The sequence below is a fragment of the Escherichia sp. Marseille-Q3837 genome (assembly GCF_916618735.1).
GTDB lineage: Bacteria > Pseudomonadota > Gammaproteobacteria > Enterobacterales > Enterobacteriaceae > Escherichia > Escherichia ruysiae.
Map to the genome: position 1 here is coordinate 4,036,594 of NZ_CAKAKC010000001.1, position 17,521 is coordinate 4,054,114.

Sequence of the window (17,521 nt, forward strand, 5' to 3'; positions counted from 1 at the left end):
GCACCGGCGCTGACCTTTTCCCCTCACCCTAACCCTCTCCCCAAAGGGGCGAGGGAACCGTTCGTGCACATTTTTGCCTTGACCATCAGGCCGGGGCATTACGCATTACGTTGCAACAACATCGACTTGATATGACCGATGGCGCGCGTCGGGTTCAGCCCTTTCGGACATACACTGACGCAGTTCATGATGCTGTGACAGCGGAATACACTGAATGCATCACTCAAACCGTCAAGGCGGCTGTCAGTCTCGGTATCACGGCTATCAATCAGGAAACGATACGCCGCTAACAAGCCTGCAGGACCGATAAACTTATCGGGATTCCACCAGAAAGACGGACAAGAGGTTGAACAACATGCGCAGAGAATACATTCATACAGCCCGTCGAGTTTTTCACGTTGCTCGGGCATTTGTAAATGCTCACGAGCTGGTAGATTTTGTCCATTATTCAACAAGTAAGGCTTAATTTTCTCATATTGCGCATAGAATTGTCCCATGTCTACCACCAAATCGCGGATCACCGGTAAACCTGGCAACGGACGAATTACAATCTTCTTGCCCGGCTGGTTGAGTGCCGAAATCGGGGTAATACAGGCCAGACCATTCTTGCCGTTCATGTTCAGACCGTCGGAACCACACACACCTTCACGGCAGGAGCGACGGAACGACAGGCTGGGATCTTTCTCTTTCAGCTGGATAAGCGCATCCAGCAGCATCATGTCGCGACCTTCTTCCGCTTCCAGGGTGTAATCCTGCATACGCGGAGCATCATCAACATCCGGGTTATAGCGATAAATTGAAAACTCGAGTCTCATTTTCCTGTCTCCGCATTAGTAAGTACGAATCTTCGGCGGGAATGCCGGGCGCAGTTTCGGTTCCATGTTGACGCTACGTCGCGTCATGGATTCCGACTCTGGCAGATACAGGGAGTGACACAGCCAGTTTTCATCATCACGCTCCGGGAAGTCGAAGCGGCTATGCGCGCCACGGCTTTCGGTACGGAAGTTGGCAGAAACAGCCGTTGCATACGCCGTTTCCATCAGGTTATCCAGTTCCAGGCATTCAACGCGCTGGGTGTTGAACTCGCTGGAGGTGTCATCCAGACGGGCATTTTTCAGACGCTCGCGGATCACTTTCAACTGCTCAAGCCCTTTCGCCATCGCATCACCTTCACGGAAGACCGAGAAGTTATGCTGCATACATTCTTGCAGTGCTTTACGAATCGCCACCGGATCTTCACCGTTACGGTTGTTGTTCCAGCGGTTCAGGCGCTCCAGAGAAGCTTCGACATCAGACTCGCTGGCATCGCGCAGTGCGCCCTGCTCGGCGATAGACTCTTGCAGATGCAGACCTGCCGCACGACCAAAGACTACCAGGTCCAGCAGCGAGTTGCCGCCAAGACGGTTAGCGCCGTGTACCGATACGCAAGCAATTTCACCCACCGCGAACAGGCCAGGGATCACCACATCTTCGCCCTTCTCGTTCACCGTCAGCGCCTGCCCGGTCACTTTGGTCGGAATACCGCCCATCATGTAGTGACAGGTTGGGATAACCGGAATCGGCTCTTTCACCGGATCGACGTGAGCGAAGGTACGGGAGAGTTCAAGAATGCCCGGCAGACGGGATTCGAGAACTTCTTTACCCAGGTGGTCGAGTTTCAGTTTTGCGTGTGGTCCCCACGGGCCATCACAGCCACGACCTTCACGAATTTCGATCATGATGGAACGCGCCACCACATCACGCCCCGCCAGGTCTTTGGCGTTCGGCGCATAACGCTCCATAAAGCGTTCGCCATGTTTGTTCAGCAGATAACCGCCTTCACCACGGCAACCTTCGGTGACCAGTACGCCCGCACCGGCAATACCGGTTGGGTGGAACTGCCACATTTCCATATCCTGCACCGGTACGCCTGCACGGATAGCCATGCCGACACCGTCGCCGGTGTTAATGTGGGCGTTAGTGGTGGACTGATAAATACGCCCTGCCCCGCCAGTCGCCAGCACGGTAGCACGAGCTTTGAAGTAAACCACTTCACCAGTTTCGATGCACAGTGCGGTACAACCGACCACTGCGCCATCCTGGTTTTTCACCAGATCCAGCGCATACCACTCGGAGAAAATGGTGGTGTGGTTTTTCAGGTTCTGCTGATAAAGGGTGTGCAACAGTGCGTGACCGGTACGGTCAGCCGCTGCCGCTGTACGTGCCGCCTGCTCGCCGCCGAAGTTTTTCGACTGACCGCCAAACGGACGTTGATAGATACGACCATCATCAAGGCGCGAGAACGGCAGTCCCATGTGTTCCAGTTCCAGAATCGCTTCCGGCCCGGTTTTACACATATATTCAATCGCGTCCTGGTCACCGATATAGTCCGACCCTTTTACGGTGTCGTACATATGCCATTCCCAGTTATCTTCATGGGTATTACCCAGCGCAACGGTAATGCCGCCCTGCGCCGAAACGGTATGGGAACGGGTCGGGAAGACTTTAGAGAGCAGCGCACAGGTCTGGCCGCTCTGGGAAATTTGCAGCGCCGCGCGCATACCTGCGCCGCCGGCACCAATCACAACTGCATCAAATTCTCTGACTGGCAATTTCATCACACACCCCACACCACAACGAATCCATAAATCACGTAAACCACCAGTGCAACGACAATCACCAGTTGCAGCATCAGGCGCAAAGCCAGCGGTTTAACGTAGTCGGTCAACACCTGCCACATGCCGATCCAGGCATGGATCAAGATGGAAAACAGCGCCAGCAGGGTGAACACTTTAGTGAACGCAGAGGCAAAGAAACCGATCCAGACTTCATATGTCAGTTCGCCACTGGTAGCGAAAAAACCGACCATATAAATGATGTAGAGCGTCAGGACGATAGCAGTAGCGCGAACGAGGATGAAATCATGTACGCCATTGCGTCCTAATGCGGAGGCGTTGCTTACCATACGAGGACTCCTGCAAGAATTGAAAGCACGACAGTAATGACAAAGGAGATTTTGGCGGAGCGTTTACCCGCTTCGAATGTTTCTTCCAGATAGCCAAAATCCATCATCATGTGGCGAATACCTACGACGACGTGATACGCCAGAGCGGTAAGGATGCCCCACATGATAAATTTGACGAAGAAGCTGCCCATAATGGCGGAAGCTTGCTCGAAACCTTCAGGGGAAGAGAGGCTAGTACCCAGAAGCCACAGCAGGATGCCCACTGCAACGAAGGTGATCACACCGGAAACGCGATGGAGAATGGACGCTATCGCCGTGACGGGGAACCGGATGGTCTGTAGGTCCAGATTAACAGGTCTTTGTTTTTTCACATTTCTTATCATGAATAACGCCCACATGCTGTTCTTATTATTCCCTGGGGACTACGGGTACAGAGGATAACTTTCTGTTACCTGGAGACGTCGGGATTTCCTTCCTCCGGTCTGCTTGCGGGTCAGACAGCGTCCTTTCTATAACTGCGCGTCATGCAAAACACTGCTTCCAGATGCGAAAACGACACGTTACAACGCTGGGTGGCTCGGGATTGCAGGGTGTTCCGGAGACCTGGCGGCAGTATAGGCTGTTCACAAAATCATTACAATTAACCTACATATGCTTTGTCGGGTTTTATCCAGAACAGTGATCTAAGTCACGATAACAACATTTATTTAATTTTTAACCATCTCATTTGACAATCATTCAACAAAGTTGTTACAAACATCATCAGGAAAAGCATATAATGCGTAAAAGTTATGGGGTCACTATTTCACCTAAGATTAACTTATGTAACAGTGTGGAAGTATTGACCAATCCATCCAGGACAGTTATTAGTGATAGACAGGTTTAATAATTCGGATTGCTAAGTGCTTGATTCGCCGTTTATTCGTCATCAATGAATCCTTTACCTGCAAGCGCCCAGAGCTCTGTACCCAGGTCTTCCCCTCTTTCGCAGAGCGGCGAGCCAAATAACAAACGGGTAAAGCCAGGTTGATGTGCGAAGGCAAATTTAAGTTCCGGCAGTCTTACGCAATAAGGCGCTAAGGAGACCTTAAATGGCTGATACAAAAGCAAAACTCACCCTCAACGGGGATACAGCTGTTGAACTGGATGTGCTGAAAGGCACGCTGGGTCAAGATGTTATTGATATCCGTACTCTCGGTTCAAAAGGTGTATTCACCTTTGATCCAGGCTTCACTTCAACCGCATCCTGCGAATCTAAAATTACTTTTATTGATGGTGATGAAGGTATTTTGCTGCATCGAGGTTTCCCGATCGATCAGCTGGCGACCGATTCTAACTACCTGGAAGTCTGTTACATTCTGCTGAATGGTGAAAAACCGACCCAGGAACAGTATGACGAGTTTAAAACTACCGTTACTCGTCATACGATGATCCACGAACAGATTACCCGTCTGTTCCACGCCTTCCGTCGCGACTCTCATCCGATGGCGGTCATGTGCGGTATCACCGGCGCGCTGGCAGCGTTTTATCACGATTCACTTGACGTCAATAATCCGCGTCATCGTGAAATCGCCGCGTTCCGTCTGCTGTCGAAAATGCCGACCATGGCAGCGATGTGTTACAAATACTCCATCGGTCAGCCATTTGTTTACCCGCGCAATGACCTTTCCTACGCCGGAAACTTCCTGCACATGATGTTCTCCACCCCGTGCGAACCGTATGAAGTCAATCCAATTCTGGAACGTGCAATGGATCGTATTCTGATCCTGCACGCTGACCACGAACAGAACGCCTCGACTTCCACCGTGCGTACCGCTGGTTCTTCGGGTGCGAACCCGTTTGCTTGTATCGCAGCAGGTATTGCTTCGCTGTGGGGGCCGGCTCACGGTGGTGCTAACGAAGCTGCGCTAAAAATGCTGGAAGAAATCAGCTCCGTTAAACACATTCCGGAATTTGTTCGTCGTGCGAAAGATAAGAATGACTCTTTCCGCCTGATGGGCTTCGGTCACCGCGTGTACAAAAATTACGACCCGCGCGCCACCGTAATGCGTGAAACCTGCCATGAAGTCCTGAAAGAGCTGGGCACCAAAGATGACCTGCTGGAAGTGGCAATGGAGCTGGAAAACATCGCGCTGAACGACCCGTACTTTATCGAGAAAAAACTGTACCCGAACGTCGATTTCTACTCCGGTATCATCCTGAAAGCGATGGGGATTCCGTCTTCCATGTTCACCGTCATTTTCGCAATGGCACGTACCGTTGGCTGGATCGCCCACTGGAGCGAAATGCACAGTGACGGCATGAAAATTGCCCGTCCGCGTCAGCTGTATACTGGCTATGAAAAACGTGACTTTAAAAGCGATATCAAACGTTAATCGGTGATTACTGAGCAGCAAATAATTTAGCCCGCCGTTTATATGGCGGGTTATTTTTTGTTGGTTTAAGCATAAAAAAATGTAAAAATAAAATCAAAAACCGGACGCCAAATAAAAAACAACCAGTTCAAATAGCAGTCAATGCAATATCTTCATAAAAATAATTGTTCTCTCCGTCCTGTTTATAATCCACTGAATATTATGCATATCCATAATTCACTTCTATTTTCTACGTCTTGATTAATTCACAACACCAATCAATTGCATTTGCATTTAATAAAACTAAATATATTTTTAAGCAAAACTAAAAACAATCCTCACGCAAAATCAGATAATCTGGTAGAGCTATACTATTTTTCTATTTCCTTAAAGGATTCTGTTATGTTTAAAGGACAAAAAACATTGGCCGCATTGGCCGTATCTCTGTTGTTCACTGCTCCTGTTTATGCCGCAGACGAAGGCTCTGGTGAAATTCACTTTAAAGGTGAAATTATTGAAGCACCTTGTGACATTCATCCAGATGATGTTGATAAAAATATTGACCTTGGACAAGTCACGACAACCCATATAAACCGGGATCATCACAGCAATAAAGTGGCCGTCGACATTCGCTTAATAAACTGTGACCTGCCAGGTTCTGATAATGGTAGCGGTTCGCCAATATCCAAAGTTGCCGTAACCTTCGACGGTTCGGCTAAAACGACGGGGGCAACACCTCTGTTGAGCAATACCAGTGCTGGCGAAGCAACAGGTGTCGGCGTAAGACTGATGGACAAAAATGACACAAACATCGTATTGGGTACAGCTGCGCCAGACCTCGACCTGGATGCAAGCTCAACAGAACAAACGCTGAACTTCTTTGCCTGGATGGAACAAATTGACAATGCAGTCAATGTCACTGCCGGTGCCGTAACCGCTAACGCGACCTACGTTCTGGATTATAAATAAGAATAATTATGGCGGCGACGTAGCCGCCTTTCTGCAGATATTTATCAGGTATGGACACCGTGAATATTTATCGACTCTCTTTTGTATCCTGCCTGACGATGGTAATGCCGTCCGCGCTGGCGGTCGAATTTAACCTGAGCGTCCTCGACAAATCGATGCGTGATAGCATTGATATTTCATTATTAAAAGACAAAGGGGTGATTGCCCCCGGTGAATATTTTGTTAGCATTACCGTTAATAATAACCAAATAAGTAACGGGCAAAAAATTAGCTGGCAAAAAAGCGGTGATAAAACCATTCCGTGCATCGATGAATCACTGGTGGATAAATTTGGTTTAAAACCAGACTTCCGTCAATCATTAGTACAGATAAATCAGTGTGTTGATTTTAGTTCGCATCCAGAAATACTCTTCAATTTCGATCAAGCCAATCAGCAACTCAATATCACCATTCCGCAAGCGTGGCTGGCATGGCACTCAGAAAACTGGATGCCGCCATCAACATGGAAAGAATGTGTAGCCGGCGTCCTGATGGATTACAACCTGTTTGCCAGCAACTACCGTCCACAGGGCAGTAGCAGCAACACCAACCTGAACGCTTACGGTACTGCCGGTATTAACATGGGTGCATGGCGCTTACGCAGCGATTACCAGCTGAGCAGCTCCGAAAGCGACGATGCCCATGACCAGAGCGGCGGAATATCACGTACTTATCTTTTTCGCCCACTACCGCAATTAGGTTCGAAATTAACCCTGGGCGAAACTGATTTTAGTTCCAATATTTTCGACGGTTTTTCTTATACCGGTGCGGCACTGACCAGCGATGACCGGATGTTGCCCTGGGAATTGCGTGGTTACGCCCCACAAATCAGCGGTATCGCGCAAACCAACGCCACTGTCACCGTAAGTCATTCGGGGCGAGTTATTTATCAGAAAAAAGTCCCGCCAGGCCCGTTTATTATTGATGACCTCAATCAGTCTGTTCAGGGCACGCTGGATGTCAAAGTGACGGAAGACGATGGACGTGTGAACAACTTTCAGGTTTCGGCCGCCTCGACGCCCTTCCTGACGCGCCAGGGTCAGGTTCGCTATAAACTTGCTGTTGGTCAGCCGCGAACCTCAATGTCTCATCAAACTGAAAATGAAACCTTTTTTAGTAATGAAATATCCTGGGGGATGCTCTCGAATACCTCGTTATATGGCGGTTTGCTACTCTCCGGAGATGACTACCATTCTGGCGCAATAGGCATCGGGCAAAATATGCTCTGGCTGGGGGCGTTGTCATTTGATGTCACCTGGGCCAGTAGCCAATTTGATACCCAGCAGGACGAGCGGGGCTTAAGCTACCGTTTCAATTACAGCAAACAAGTGGACGCCACAAATAGTACGATTTCACTCGCTGCTTATCGCTTCTCCGATCGTCATTTTCACAGCTACGCCAACTATCTGGATCACAAATACAACGACAACGATGCACAAGACGAAAAACAGACGATCAGCTTATCAGTAGGCCAACCGATAACCCCTCTGAACCTCAACCTGTACGCCAACCTGTTACATCAGACCTGGTGGAACGCAAATACCTCCACGACCGCCAACATAACGGCAGGTTTTAATATTGATATCGGTGACTGGAAAGATATATCGATCTCGACGTCATTCAACACAACCCACTACGAAGACAAAGATCGCGACAACCAGATTTACCTGTCGATTTCATTACCTGTCGGTAACGGTGGTCGAGTCGGCTATGACATGCAAAACAGTAGTAACAGCACCACGCACCGCATGTCGTGGAACGATACGCTGGATGAACGTAATAGCTGGGGCATGTCTGCCGGGCTGCAATCCGACCGTCCTGACAATGGCGCCCAGGTGAGTGGTAACTATCAACACCTGAGTTCAGCCGGCGAATGGGATTTGTCTGGCACTTATGCCGCCAATGATTACAGCTCTGTCAGCAGTAGCTGGAGCGGTTCCTTTACCGCCACTCAATATGGCGCAGCCTTCCATCGCCGCAGTTCAACCAATGAGCCTCGGCTGATGGTCAGCACCGACGGCGTGGCAAATATTCCGGTTCAGGGTAATCTCGACTACACCAACCATTTTGGTATTGCGGTAGTGCCGCTAATTTCCAGTTACCAACCTTCCACCGTGGCAGTCAACATGAATGATTTACCTGATGGCGTAACGGTTGCTGAAAATATCATCAAAGAAACGTGGATTGAAGGCGCTATTGGTTACAAATCGCTGGCTTCCCGTTCTGGTAAAGACGTTAACATTATTATTCGCGACGCCAGCGGTCACTATCCCCCTCTCGGTGCCAATATTCAGCAGAATGGCAGTGGAATTAGTGTCGGTATGGTTAGCGAGGAAGGCCATGCCTGGCTTGGCGGAGTAGCTGAAAACCAGCAATTTACTGTGCTCTGGGGCGATAAACAAAGTTGCATTATTCATCTGCCAGAACGTCTGGAAGACACGACCAAACGCCTGATTTTACCTTGTCATTAATTAAGGAAAAGAGAATGACATTTATTAAAGGATTGCCCCTGATTCTGTTAGCCGTCAGCCTGGGTAGCAACGCTGCAGTGCAACCCGATCGCACACGAGTTGTGTTTAACGCCAACGACAAAGCCACCAGCCTGCGCATAGAAAACCAAAGTGACAAACTGCCTTACCTTGCATATTCCTGGATAGAAAATCATAAAGGGGAGAAAAGCGACGATCTTCTGGTCGCCCTGCCACCAATACAGCGCCTGGAACCAAAAGCAACATCGCAGGTGCGGATTGTAAAGCAAGCGTCAACCACACAATTGCCCAGCGATCGTGAAACGTTGTTCTACTATAACATGCGCGAAATTCCGCCAGCGCCGGATAAAAGCAGCGACCATGCGATACTTCAGGTCGCGATCCAAAGCCGTATTAAGTTGTTCTGGCGACCTGCGGCATTGCGCAAGAAAACAGGTGAACACATAGAGTTACAGTTACAGGTTAGCCAGAAGGGCAACGAACTTACCCTGAAAAACCCTACCGCCTATTACCTGACGATTGCCTATCTTGGGCAAAATGATAAAGGTGTGCTCCCCGGTTTTAAATCGGTGATGATTGCCCCTTTTAGCACCGTCACAACGAATACAGGAAGCTATAACGGTAATCAATTTTACCTGGGTTACATGGATGATTACGGCGCATTACGGATGAATACTCTGAACTGTAACGGACAATGTCGTTTACAGGCGGTGGAGGCGAAGAAATGAGTGCTGGCAAGGGATTGTTGTTCGTTATCTGTCTGTTATTTCTACCGTTGAAGTCTGCGCTGGCGCTGAACTGCTATTTTGGCACATCTGGCGGATCTGTAGAAAAATCAGAAGCTATTCAACCCTTTGCTGTGCCGGGCAATGCTAAACCTGGCGATAAAATCTGGGAATCTGACGATATTAAAATTCCCGTCTATTGTGACAACAATACTAACGGCAACTTTGAAAGCGAGCATGTTTATGCCTGGGTAAACCCCTACCCCGGAATGCAGGATCGCTATTATCAACTTGGCGTAACATATAACGGCGTTGATTACGATGCCAGTCTCGGGAAAAGTCGAATCGACACCAACCAGTGTATCGACAGCAAGAAAATTGGTATCTACACACCAGAGCAGATCATTGCTATGGGGTGGCAAAATAAGATTTGTTCCGGCGATTCCAACAATATTCATATGTCGCGTACATTTCTCGCTCGTATGCGGCTCTATGTTAAAGTTCGTGAAATGCCGCCGCATGATTATCAAAGTACGCTGAGCGACTATATTGTGGTGCAATTCGATGGCGCTGGCAGTGTTAATGAAGATCCTTCTGCCCAAAACCTGAAATATCACATTACCGGTCTGGAAAACATTCGTGTACTGGATTGCAGCGTTAACTTTTCTATTTCGCCTGAAACACAGGTGATTGATTTTGGTAAATTTAACGTCCTGGATATTCGCCGCCACACGATGTCGAAAAATTTTAGTATTAAGACGACAAAATCACAAAATGACCAGTGCACCGACGGATTTAAAGTCAGTTCCTCGTTTTATACCGAAGAAACGTTGGTTGAAGAAGATAAAGCATTGTTGATTGGTAATGGACTTAAACTACGTTTACTGGACGAAAACGCCTCGCCCTATACCTTCAATAAATACAGCGAATATGCCGATTTCACCAGCGACATGCTGATCTACGAAAAAAACTATACGGCTGAACTTTCGTCCATTCCAGGCACCCCCATCGAGGCTGGTCCCTTCGATACTGTGGTGCTTTTTAAGATTAACTACAACTGAATCGAGATGATGCCCTTTTCAGTCGAGAAGGGTATCGCATTCAGATAATTACTCATTTCCTCCTTTTCCTTGATTACCGTTATTTTTTCCAGACCCGGCTTTCTTTATGCTGTATCGATACACCAAAGAGATAATAATGAAGGAGCGAAGGATGCCAGTTTTGCAGTGGGGAATGTTATGTGTACTATCACTTCTCCTTTCTATTGGCTTCCTCGCGGTACATCTCCCGGCGGCGCTATTACTTGGGCCGATGATCGCCGGGATCATCTTCAGTATGCGCGGAATAACTCTGCAACTCCCTCGCTCCGCTTTTCTTGCTGCGCAGGCCATTCTTGGCTGCATGATTGCGCAAAACCTCACTGGTTCGATTCTCACCACCCTGGCCGTTAACTGGCCGATCGTGTTAGCTATTTTACTGGTGACGCTGCTTTCCAGCGCCATCGTGGGCTGGCTATTGGTGCGCTATAGCTCACTGCCTGGGAATACCGGTGCCTGGGGTTCCTCCCCCGGCGGCGCAGCGGCAATGGTCGCTATGGCGCAGGATTACGGCGCAGATATCCGTCTGGTGGCGTTTATGCAATATCTGCGGGTACTGTTTGTCGCAGGTGCGGCAGTTCTGGTTACGCGGATGATGCTGGGCGATAACGCTGAAGCGGTTAATCAACAGATTATCTGGTTCCCGCCAGTGAGCATTAATCTTATGCTTACGATTTTGCTCGCAGTGGTTGCCGGTACAGTGGGATGCCTGCTACGTCTTCCTTCCGGCACGATGCTCATCCCGATGCTGGCGGGCGCAGTGCTCCAGTCTGGTCAGCTCATCACCATCGAACTACCAGAATGGCTGCTGGCGATGACGTATATGGCAATTGGCTGGCGGATTGGTCTTGGTTTCGATAAACAAATATTACTGCGGGCATTGCGCCCACTACCGCAAATCCTGCTGTCGATTTTTGCTCTGCTGGCTATTTGTGCGGGTATGGCGTGGGGGCTGACCCGGTTTATGCATATTGATTTTATGACCGCCTATCTCGCCACCAGCCCCGGCGGGCTTGATACGGTGGCGGTCATCGCCGCAGGGAGCAATGCCGATATGGCGTTCATCATGGCGATGCAAACCCTGCGCTTGTTCAGTATTTTGCTGACGGGGCCTGCCATTGCACGGTTTATTTCAACTTATGCGCCGAAGCGGTCGGCCTAGTGCTGGCAGCCTGGACACCAGTAAAACGGGCGCGATGACAACATGGTTTTCTCAATGATGCCGCCACAGCGTTCGCACTTCTCGCCATCACGATGAAAAACTTTAAAGCGAAACAGCGCCCCATGATGTTTATTCTCATCCACCTGCCCCCGCGTAGCGTAAGAAAGACGCGGAATATCCAGTAGCGCGTGCGCGAGTGCATCCAGTTGCGCCACATTGAGATCTTTCGCTTTATGACTTCCGGTCAACCCGACCTGCCAGAGGATCTCCACCCGCAAATAATTGCCAAGCCCTGCCAGAAACGCCTGATCGAGCAGTAATCCAGCAAACTGCCGATTACGAAAGCGCGGCGATAATAACCGTTCTTTCACCACCTCCGGCGTCAGATTCGGATCCAGCACATCGGGGCCAACGCGTTGTAAAAACGGATGTGTGGTCAGTTGTTCCGGGGTCAACATCTCAATATCCGAGGCGCTATAAAGCAGAATGGTTTTGTCAGCCGTTTGCAGTTTTACCCGCAGCACCCGCGTGGTCTGCGGCTCTTCGCCGGTATCAACCACGCGCCACACGCCGTAAAGCTGATTATGGCTATAGAGCGTTAAACCATCAGAAAAATGAGTTAACAACGCCTTACCACGAGTTTCCACATGGGTGACGTGTTGACCAATAAGTTGTGATTGATACGGTTTTAACTGCGGGAAGGCAAACCAGACATCAGTTAGTAGTTTGCCTTTGATCGCCGCCTCCAGGTTATCCGCTGCACGGCGGATCTCCGGGCCTTCAGGCATGGTGATATCCTTTTTTCGTTCTTTGTTCAGCGGGATTATGCTGCGACAACAATCCCCTTTTTGGTAAATGTAGCGCGTAGTCGGCGGGCGAACGCCAGTGCGTGCTCGCCGTCGCCATGCAGGCAGACCGTTTGCGCCGTGACCTTCGCCCATTCGCCGGTGATACTTTTGACTCTGCCGTGTTGCACCATCTCCAGCGTCTGCGCCAGCGCCTGTTCTTCGTTTTCAATCAACGCGCCTGGCTGGCTTCGCGGCACCAGCGAGCCGTCAGCCTGATAACCGCGATCGGCAAACACTTCCTCGCGCGTTGTCAGGCCATTACGCTTGCCTGCACGGATCAGCTCGCTTCCCGCCAGCCCGACAAGAATCAATGCCGGATCGCAAGCGTATACCGCTCTGGCGATGGCATCTGCCAGTTGTGCGTCTTTCGCCGCCTGGTTATACAACATACCGTGCGGTTTGACGTGGCGCATCACACCACCTTCTGCACGGACAATCGCTGCCAGCGCGCCAATTTGATACAGCGTCTGGGCATAAACCATTTCCGGCGGCAGTTGCATGGCGCTACGACCAAAATTTTCCCTGTCGGGAAAACTCGGGTGCGCGCCAATCGCTACGCCATTTTTTATTGCTTCACGCACGCTTGCCAGCATGGTTTGCGCGTCGCCTGCATGAAATCCACAGGCAATATTGGCTGAGGAAACCAGCGTTAACAGTTCAGCGTCACTGGCACAGCCTTCGCCCAGATCGGCGTTCAGGTCAATTTTCATTGTGCAGCCGCCACGCTAATTGTTCGAAATAACGTTGCTGATCTTGCCGCGCTTTTAGTGCCTCTTCCAGTGAACACTGGACAAAATGAATGGGCTGTCCGAGTGGGATTTGCGCCAGATGATACATGTCGGCTTCAATAATGCAGGCAATGCGCGGGTAACCGCCGGTGGTTTGCGCGTCGTTCATTAGCACAATGGGCTGCCCGTTATGCGGCACCTGCACCACGCCCGGTAGCAAACCGTGAGATAACAGTTCACGATCGGTGGTGCGTTTTAAGATTTGCCCCTGTAAGCGATAGCCCATCCGGTTGCTTTGCGGGCTAAGTTGCCAGGGCGAACGCCAGAATGCATCCTGCGAGGCGCGATCGAACTCATGATATTCCGGCCCCGGCAAGGCGCGAATGCGGTTGCCCCACAGTAGCTGTTTAACGCCCTGTGCTTCCATAAAATCCCGCTTCGCTTTGCCAATCGGGAGCCGGTCACCATCCTTTAGTAAACGCCCTTCCAGCCCGCCAATCCCCACTTTGAGATCGGTACTGCATGACCCCATCACTGGCGGGACATCAATACCGCCCGCCACCGCCAGATAGCTACGAACACCATGTTGCGGACGTTTAAGGGTTAAACGCTGGCCTGCTTTCATCGGCAAGCGCCAGCCGGTCCAGACGGCGTTATCATCCAGCCGCGCTTCACAACCTGCGCCGGTCAGGGCAAACCAACCATCGCGTTCAAATTCAACCGTTAACTGACCGAGCGTAATTTCCAGTGCGGGAGCGTTGGCATCATTCCCCACCAGCAGATTAGCAATGCGCAGCGCGGGTATATCCAGTGCGCCGCAATGGCTGATACCCGACTGGCGAAAACCGTGACGACCACCATCCTGCACGGTGGTATACATCCCCGCACGAATAATTTTCAACATACTCCCTCCTTCTGCGGCACAAAGCGCACGCTATCTCCAGGACGTAATAAGATGGGTTCGTCACGCGCCGGATCAAACAGGCTGAGTGAGGTATGACCAATCAACTGCCAGCCACCCGGCGTTGCCAGCGGATAAACACCGGTCTGCGGCCCGCCGATCCCGACAGAACCTGCCGGAACGAGCAAGCGCGGTTCAGCGCGCCGTGGCGTGTGTAGTTGTTCCGGCAAGCTCCCGAGATACGGGAAGCCCGGTTGAAAACCTAAAAACCAGACCACGTATTCCACGGAGGAGTGCAATTCAACAACCTGTTTCTCGCTCAACCCACAATGCGCCGCGACCACCGCCAAATCCGGCCCGCCAACGCCGCCGTAAACCACCGGGATTTCGATATGGCGTGACTCCGGTTCCAGCGCCTCACTCTCCTCCCACCAGCGTTGCAAACGCTCAATGGCATCCAGCGCCAGCGACTCAGGATTGCGCAAAATCACCGTGATATTGTTCATGCCGGGAATGGCTTCCACCACATTCGGCATATCCACCAGACGCTGCGCCAGTCGCCAGATCCGTTTCTGGCTAGCCAGCGTCACTGGCGGTTCCAGTTCCAACACTACCGCCGTTTCACCTATCAGATAACAACGCGCTCGTTGCACTTTCGATCCCTCTGATTATTCGTTATGCAGGATTAGGAATATCAATAAAGGTCACATCAAGATCGGTATTTTCATTCAGCCACTCGCTCAACGCGCGAATACCGCCGCGTTCAGTGGCATGGTGACCTGCGGCATAAAAATGCAATCCCTGCTCGCGGGCTGAATGAATGGTCTGTTCAGAAACTTCGCCAGTAATAAATGCATCCACGCCAAAACGCGCGGCGCTATCGATAAAACTTTGCCCGCCGCCCGTGCACCAGGCGACGCGTTTCACTACATCAGGTCCGGTATCGCCACACCACAACGGCTTGCGTCCCAGACGCGCTTCAATCCAGGAAGCCAGTTCCAGCCCCGGCACAGGCATGGTCAGTTCGCCCCACGGCACCAACGGCTCAATTTCGCCCATGACCGTGATCCCCAGTAACGCCGCCAGTTGTGCGTTATTACCCAGCTCCGGATGTGCGTCCAGTGGCAGATGCCAGCCATACAGGTTGATATCATTCGCCAGCAAGGTTTTTAAACGGTTACGCTTCATGCCGCGAATGACCGGCGATTCGCCTTTCCAGAAATAGCCATGATGCACAATGACCGCATCCGCGCCCAGACGCACCGCTTCATCGAGCAGCGCCTGGCTGGCGGTGACACCGGTAACAATTTTTTGCACCGTCTCTTTGCCTTCCACCTGCAAACCATTCGGCGCGTAATCACTTATCGCCGCGCTGTTCAGTTTTTCGTTAATCAGTTGTTCCAGTTCGGTGTTTTTCATCTTCGCGCCTTCCGTATTCTGATAGCTACACCGTTAACATAGCGTTACCTCGCCTGTTCGTCGATAGCCAATCTTTTGACATATTAAGAAACAAACAGGCGGCCAAAAGGCGCAAATTGTTTATTTCACCACACCTCAGTTCATGTATATTTATGCAAACAGACAGCATATTGCATAAATAATCAGATCTGTATCAAGGTTTTAACTTTAAGGAAACACACGCACACCGCGCTTTTATTACGTGGCGTCGCATCCAACTGTGGAATTATTATGAATAAACACGCATCACAGCCGCGCGCTATCTACTACGTTGTCGCGCTACAAATCTGGGAATATTTTAGCTTCTACGGAATGCGCGCCCTGCTGATTCTCTATCTCACCAATCAACTGAAGTACAACGATACCCACGCTTACGCGTTATTCAGTGCCTACTGTTCACTGGTATATGTCACGCCAATTCTTGGCGGTTTCCTGGCCGATAAAGTGCTCGGCAACCGTATGGCGGTAATGCTGGGAGCGTTGTTGATGGCGATCGGGCATCTGGTGCTGGGCGCCAGCGAGATCCATCCGACATTCCTCTATTTGTCGCTGGCGATTATCGTCTGCGGCTATGGCCTGTTTAAATCCAACGTCAGTTGCCTGCTTGGCGAACTCTATGAGCCAACCGATCCGCGTCGTGATGGCGGTTTCTCGCTGATGTATGCGGCGGGTAACGTGGGTTCTATTATCGCCCCTATCGCCTGTGGTTACGCCCAGGAAGAATACAGCTGGGCAATGGGCTTTGGCCTGGCTGCGGTCGGGATGATCGCCGGACTGGTCATTTTCTTATGCGGCAATCGTCATTTCGCTCATACCCGGGGCGTTAATAAAGAGGTGCTGTGTGCGAAAAACTTTCTCCTGCCAAACTGGGGATGGCTGCTGGTTCTGCTGGTCGCAACGCCCGCGCTGATTACTGTATTGTTCTGGAAAGAGTGGTCGGTATACGCCTTAATTGTTGCCACGGTGATTGGACTGGCGGTGCTGGCAAAAATTTATCGCAAGGCAGAAAATCAGAAACAGCGTAAAGAACTGGGGCTGATTGTTACCCTTACCTTCTTCAGTATGTTGTTCTGGGCCTTCGCACAACAGGGCGGCAGTTCGATTAGCCTTTATATCGACCGTTTCGTTAACCGCGATATTTTCGGTTATACCGTTCCTACGGCGATGTTCCAGTCGATTAATGCCTTCGCGGTCATGCTGTGTGGGGTGTTCCTTGCGTGGGTGGTAAAAGAGAGCGTCGCGGGAAATCGTACCGTGCGCATTTGGGGAAAATTTGCTCTTGGCCTCGGTCTGATGAGCGCCGGATTCTGCATTCTGACCTTAAGCGCCCGCTGGTCTGCGATATATGGACACTCTTCCCTGCCGCTGATGGTTCTGGGGCTGGCAGTGATGGGCTTTGCCGAACTGTTCATCGATCCGGTAGCCATGTCGCAAATTACGCGTATTGAAATCCCCGGCGTGACCGGCGTATTAACCGGAATTTATATGCTGCTTTCCGGCGCGATTGCGAACTATCTGGCGGGTGTAATTGCCGATCAGACATCGCAAGCTTCGTTTGATGCTTCCGGGGCGATCAACTACTCCATCAATGCATATATTGAAGTATTTGATCAAATTACCTGGGGCGCACTGGCGTGTGTAGGACTGGTACTGATGATTTGGCTGTACCAGACGCTGAAGTTCAGAAATCGCGCGCTGGCGCTGGAGTCTTAATAAGCGCCTGATGCGACGCTGACGCGTCTTATCACGCCTGAATGGCTCATTAAATTTGCACTATCAGGCCGGATACGGCGTTCACGTCGCATCC

17 protein-coding genes are annotated in these 17,521 nt (G+C 50.7%); 8 read left to right on the forward strand and 9 right to left on the reverse strand.

Annotation, left to right across the window (positions count from 1 at the left end; all coding sequences use genetic code 11):
• Positions 1 to 98: 98 nt before the first annotated feature.
• Genes sdhB through sdhC form a run of 4 tightly spaced genes read right to left on the reverse strand, consistent with a single transcriptional unit; the run spans position 99 to position 3,342 of the window.
• Complete coding sequence (gene sdhB, locus LG381_RS19485) at positions 99 to 815, reverse strand: succinate dehydrogenase iron-sulfur subunit SdhB (RefSeq protein ID WP_001235258.1); 717 nt, start codon at positions 813 to 815, stop codon at positions 99 to 101.
• 15 nt (positions 816 to 830) lie between these two features.
• A complete protein-coding gene (gene sdhA, locus LG381_RS19490; RefSeq protein WP_000775531.1) occupies positions 831 to 2,597 on the reverse strand; it encodes a succinate dehydrogenase flavoprotein subunit in 1,767 nt (588 codons plus the stop codon).
• Positions 2,597 to 2,944 (reverse strand): succinate dehydrogenase membrane anchor subunit, encoded by a 348-nt coding sequence (gene sdhD, locus LG381_RS19495; RefSeq protein ID WP_000254365.1) that lies wholly within the window; start codon positions 2,942 to 2,944, stop codon positions 2,597 to 2,599. Before sdhD ends, sdhA begins: the two co-directional genes overlap by 1 nt.
• Complete coding sequence (gene sdhC, locus LG381_RS19500) at positions 2,938 to 3,342, reverse strand: succinate dehydrogenase cytochrome b556 subunit (protein ID WP_000263354.1); 405 nt, start codon at positions 3,340 to 3,342, stop codon at positions 2,938 to 2,940. Before sdhC ends, sdhD begins: the two co-directional genes overlap by 7 nt.
• A 380-nt stretch (positions 3,343 to 3,722) precedes the next feature.
• Between sdhC and LG381_RS19505 the strand changes: the two genes are divergently transcribed.
• From LG381_RS19505 to LG381_RS19535, 7 genes are all read left to right on the forward strand, one after another.
• Positions 3,723 to 3,830 (forward strand): hypothetical protein, encoded by a 108-nt coding sequence (locus tag LG381_RS19505; RefSeq protein ID WP_122983127.1) that lies wholly within the window; start codon positions 3,723 to 3,725, stop codon positions 3,828 to 3,830.
• A gap of 205 nt (positions 3,831 to 4,035) precedes the next feature.
• Positions 4,036 to 5,319 (forward strand): citrate synthase, encoded by a 1,284-nt coding sequence (gene gltA / locus LG381_RS19510; protein WP_000785828.1) that lies wholly within the window; start codon positions 4,036 to 4,038, stop codon positions 5,317 to 5,319.
• Positions 5,320 to 5,700: 381 nt separating this feature from the next.
• Complete coding sequence (locus tag LG381_RS19515; protein ID WP_000472409.1) at positions 5,701 to 6,267, forward strand: fimbrial protein; 567 nt, start codon at positions 5,701 to 5,703, stop codon at positions 6,265 to 6,267.
• 50 nt (positions 6,268 to 6,317) lie between these two features.
• Positions 6,318 to 8,777 (forward strand): fimbria/pilus outer membrane usher protein, encoded by a 2,460-nt coding sequence (locus LG381_RS19520; protein ID WP_225762800.1) that lies wholly within the window; start codon positions 6,318 to 6,320, stop codon positions 8,775 to 8,777.
• 14 nt (positions 8,778 to 8,791) lie between these two features.
• Complete coding sequence (locus LG381_RS19525; protein WP_225762801.1) at positions 8,792 to 9,523, forward strand: molecular chaperone; 732 nt, start codon at positions 8,792 to 8,794, stop codon at positions 9,521 to 9,523.
• Positions 9,520 to 10,581, forward strand: a complete 1,062-nt coding sequence (locus LG381_RS19530) for a fimbrial protein (RefSeq protein ID WP_225762802.1) — start codon at positions 9,520 to 9,522, stop codon at positions 10,579 to 10,581. Before LG381_RS19525 ends, LG381_RS19530 begins: the two co-directional genes overlap by 4 nt.
• Before the next feature lie 151 nt (positions 10,582 to 10,732).
• Positions 10,733 to 11,779: an AbrB family transcriptional regulator gene (locus LG381_RS19535; RefSeq protein ID WP_225762803.1), complete on the forward strand. Its 1,047-nt coding sequence runs from the start codon at positions 10,733 to 10,735 to the stop codon at positions 11,777 to 11,779.
• On the opposite strand, the gene nei is transcribed toward LG381_RS19535, so the two are convergent.
• The 5 genes from nei to ybgI are packed head-to-tail and all read right to left on the reverse strand — an operon-like array spanning position 11,776 to position 15,675.
• Positions 11,776 to 12,567, reverse strand: a complete 792-nt coding sequence (gene nei / locus LG381_RS19540) for an endonuclease VIII (RefSeq protein WP_222680016.1) — start codon at positions 12,565 to 12,567, stop codon at positions 11,776 to 11,778. The genes LG381_RS19535 and nei overlap by 4 nt on opposite strands.
• Before the next feature lie 35 nt (positions 12,568 to 12,602).
• Positions 12,603 to 13,337 (reverse strand): 5-oxoprolinase subunit PxpA, encoded by a 735-nt coding sequence (pxpA, locus tag LG381_RS19545; protein ID WP_225762804.1) that lies wholly within the window; start codon positions 13,335 to 13,337, stop codon positions 12,603 to 12,605.
• A complete protein-coding gene (gene pxpC / locus LG381_RS19550) occupies positions 13,327 to 14,259 on the reverse strand; it encodes a 5-oxoprolinase subunit PxpC (protein ID WP_000912703.1) in 933 nt (310 codons plus the stop codon). The genes pxpA and pxpC overlap by 11 nt, the downstream gene beginning before the upstream one ends.
• Positions 14,253 to 14,909 (reverse strand): 5-oxoprolinase subunit PxpB, encoded by a 657-nt coding sequence (gene pxpB / locus LG381_RS19555; RefSeq protein WP_222680014.1) that lies wholly within the window; start codon positions 14,907 to 14,909, stop codon positions 14,253 to 14,255. The genes pxpC and pxpB overlap by 7 nt, the downstream gene beginning before the upstream one ends.
• Positions 14,910 to 14,931: 22 nt before the next feature.
• Positions 14,932 to 15,675 (reverse strand): radiation resistance protein YbgI, encoded by a 744-nt coding sequence (ybgI, locus tag LG381_RS19560; protein WP_000798867.1) that lies wholly within the window; start codon positions 15,673 to 15,675, stop codon positions 14,932 to 14,934.
• A gap of 270 nt (positions 15,676 to 15,945) precedes the next feature.
• Between ybgI and dtpD the strand changes: the two genes are divergently transcribed.
• Positions 15,946 to 17,427, forward strand: coding sequence for a dipeptide permease DtpD (gene dtpD / locus LG381_RS19565; protein WP_222680013.1), 1,482 nt, complete (start codon positions 15,946 to 15,948; stop codon positions 17,425 to 17,427).
• Positions 17,428 to 17,521: the final 94 nt, after the last annotated feature.

Coding starts and splice junctions, on each gene's coding strand:
- dtpD (WP_222680013.1), top strand. CDS start 15,946: ATGAATAAACACGCATCACAGCCGCGCGCTATCTACTACGTTGTCGCG.
- sdhB (WP_001235258.1), bottom strand. CDS start 815: ATGAGACTCGAGTTTTCAATTTATCGCTATAACCCGGATGTTGATGAT.
- pxpA (WP_225762804.1), bottom strand. CDS start 13,337: ATGAAAATTGACCTGAACGCCGATCTGGGCGAAGGCTGTGCCAGTGAC.
- ybgI (WP_000798867.1), bottom strand. CDS start 15,675: ATGAAAAACACCGAACTGGAACAACTGATTAACGAAAAACTGAACAGC.
- LG381_RS19505 (WP_122983127.1), top strand. CDS start 3,723: ATGCGTAAAAGTTATGGGGTCACTATTTCACCTAAGATTAACTTATGT.
- pxpC (WP_000912703.1), bottom strand. CDS start 14,259: ATGTTGAAAATTATTCGTGCGGGGATGTATACCACCGTGCAGGATGGT.
- sdhC (WP_000263354.1), bottom strand. CDS start 3,342: ATGTGGGCGTTATTCATGATAAGAAATGTGAAAAAACAAAGACCTGTT.
- LG381_RS19535 (WP_225762803.1), top strand. CDS start 10,733: ATGCCAGTTTTGCAGTGGGGAATGTTATGTGTACTATCACTTCTCCTT.
- sdhD (WP_000254365.1), bottom strand. CDS start 2,944: ATGGTAAGCAACGCCTCCGCATTAGGACGCAATGGCGTACATGATTTC.
- nei (WP_222680016.1), bottom strand. CDS start 12,567: ATGCCTGAAGGCCCGGAGATCCGCCGTGCAGCGGATAACCTGGAGGCG.
- gltA (WP_000785828.1), top strand. CDS start 4,036: ATGGCTGATACAAAAGCAAAACTCACCCTCAACGGGGATACAGCTGTT.
- LG381_RS19525 (WP_225762801.1), top strand. CDS start 8,792: ATGACATTTATTAAAGGATTGCCCCTGATTCTGTTAGCCGTCAGCCTG.
- LG381_RS19530 (WP_225762802.1), top strand. CDS start 9,520: ATGAGTGCTGGCAAGGGATTGTTGTTCGTTATCTGTCTGTTATTTCTA.
- LG381_RS19515 (WP_000472409.1), top strand. CDS start 5,701: ATGTTTAAAGGACAAAAAACATTGGCCGCATTGGCCGTATCTCTGTTG.
- LG381_RS19520 (WP_225762800.1), top strand. CDS start 6,318: ATGGACACCGTGAATATTTATCGACTCTCTTTTGTATCCTGCCTGACG.
- sdhA (WP_000775531.1), bottom strand. CDS start 2,597: ATGAAATTGCCAGTCAGAGAATTTGATGCAGTTGTGATTGGTGCCGGC.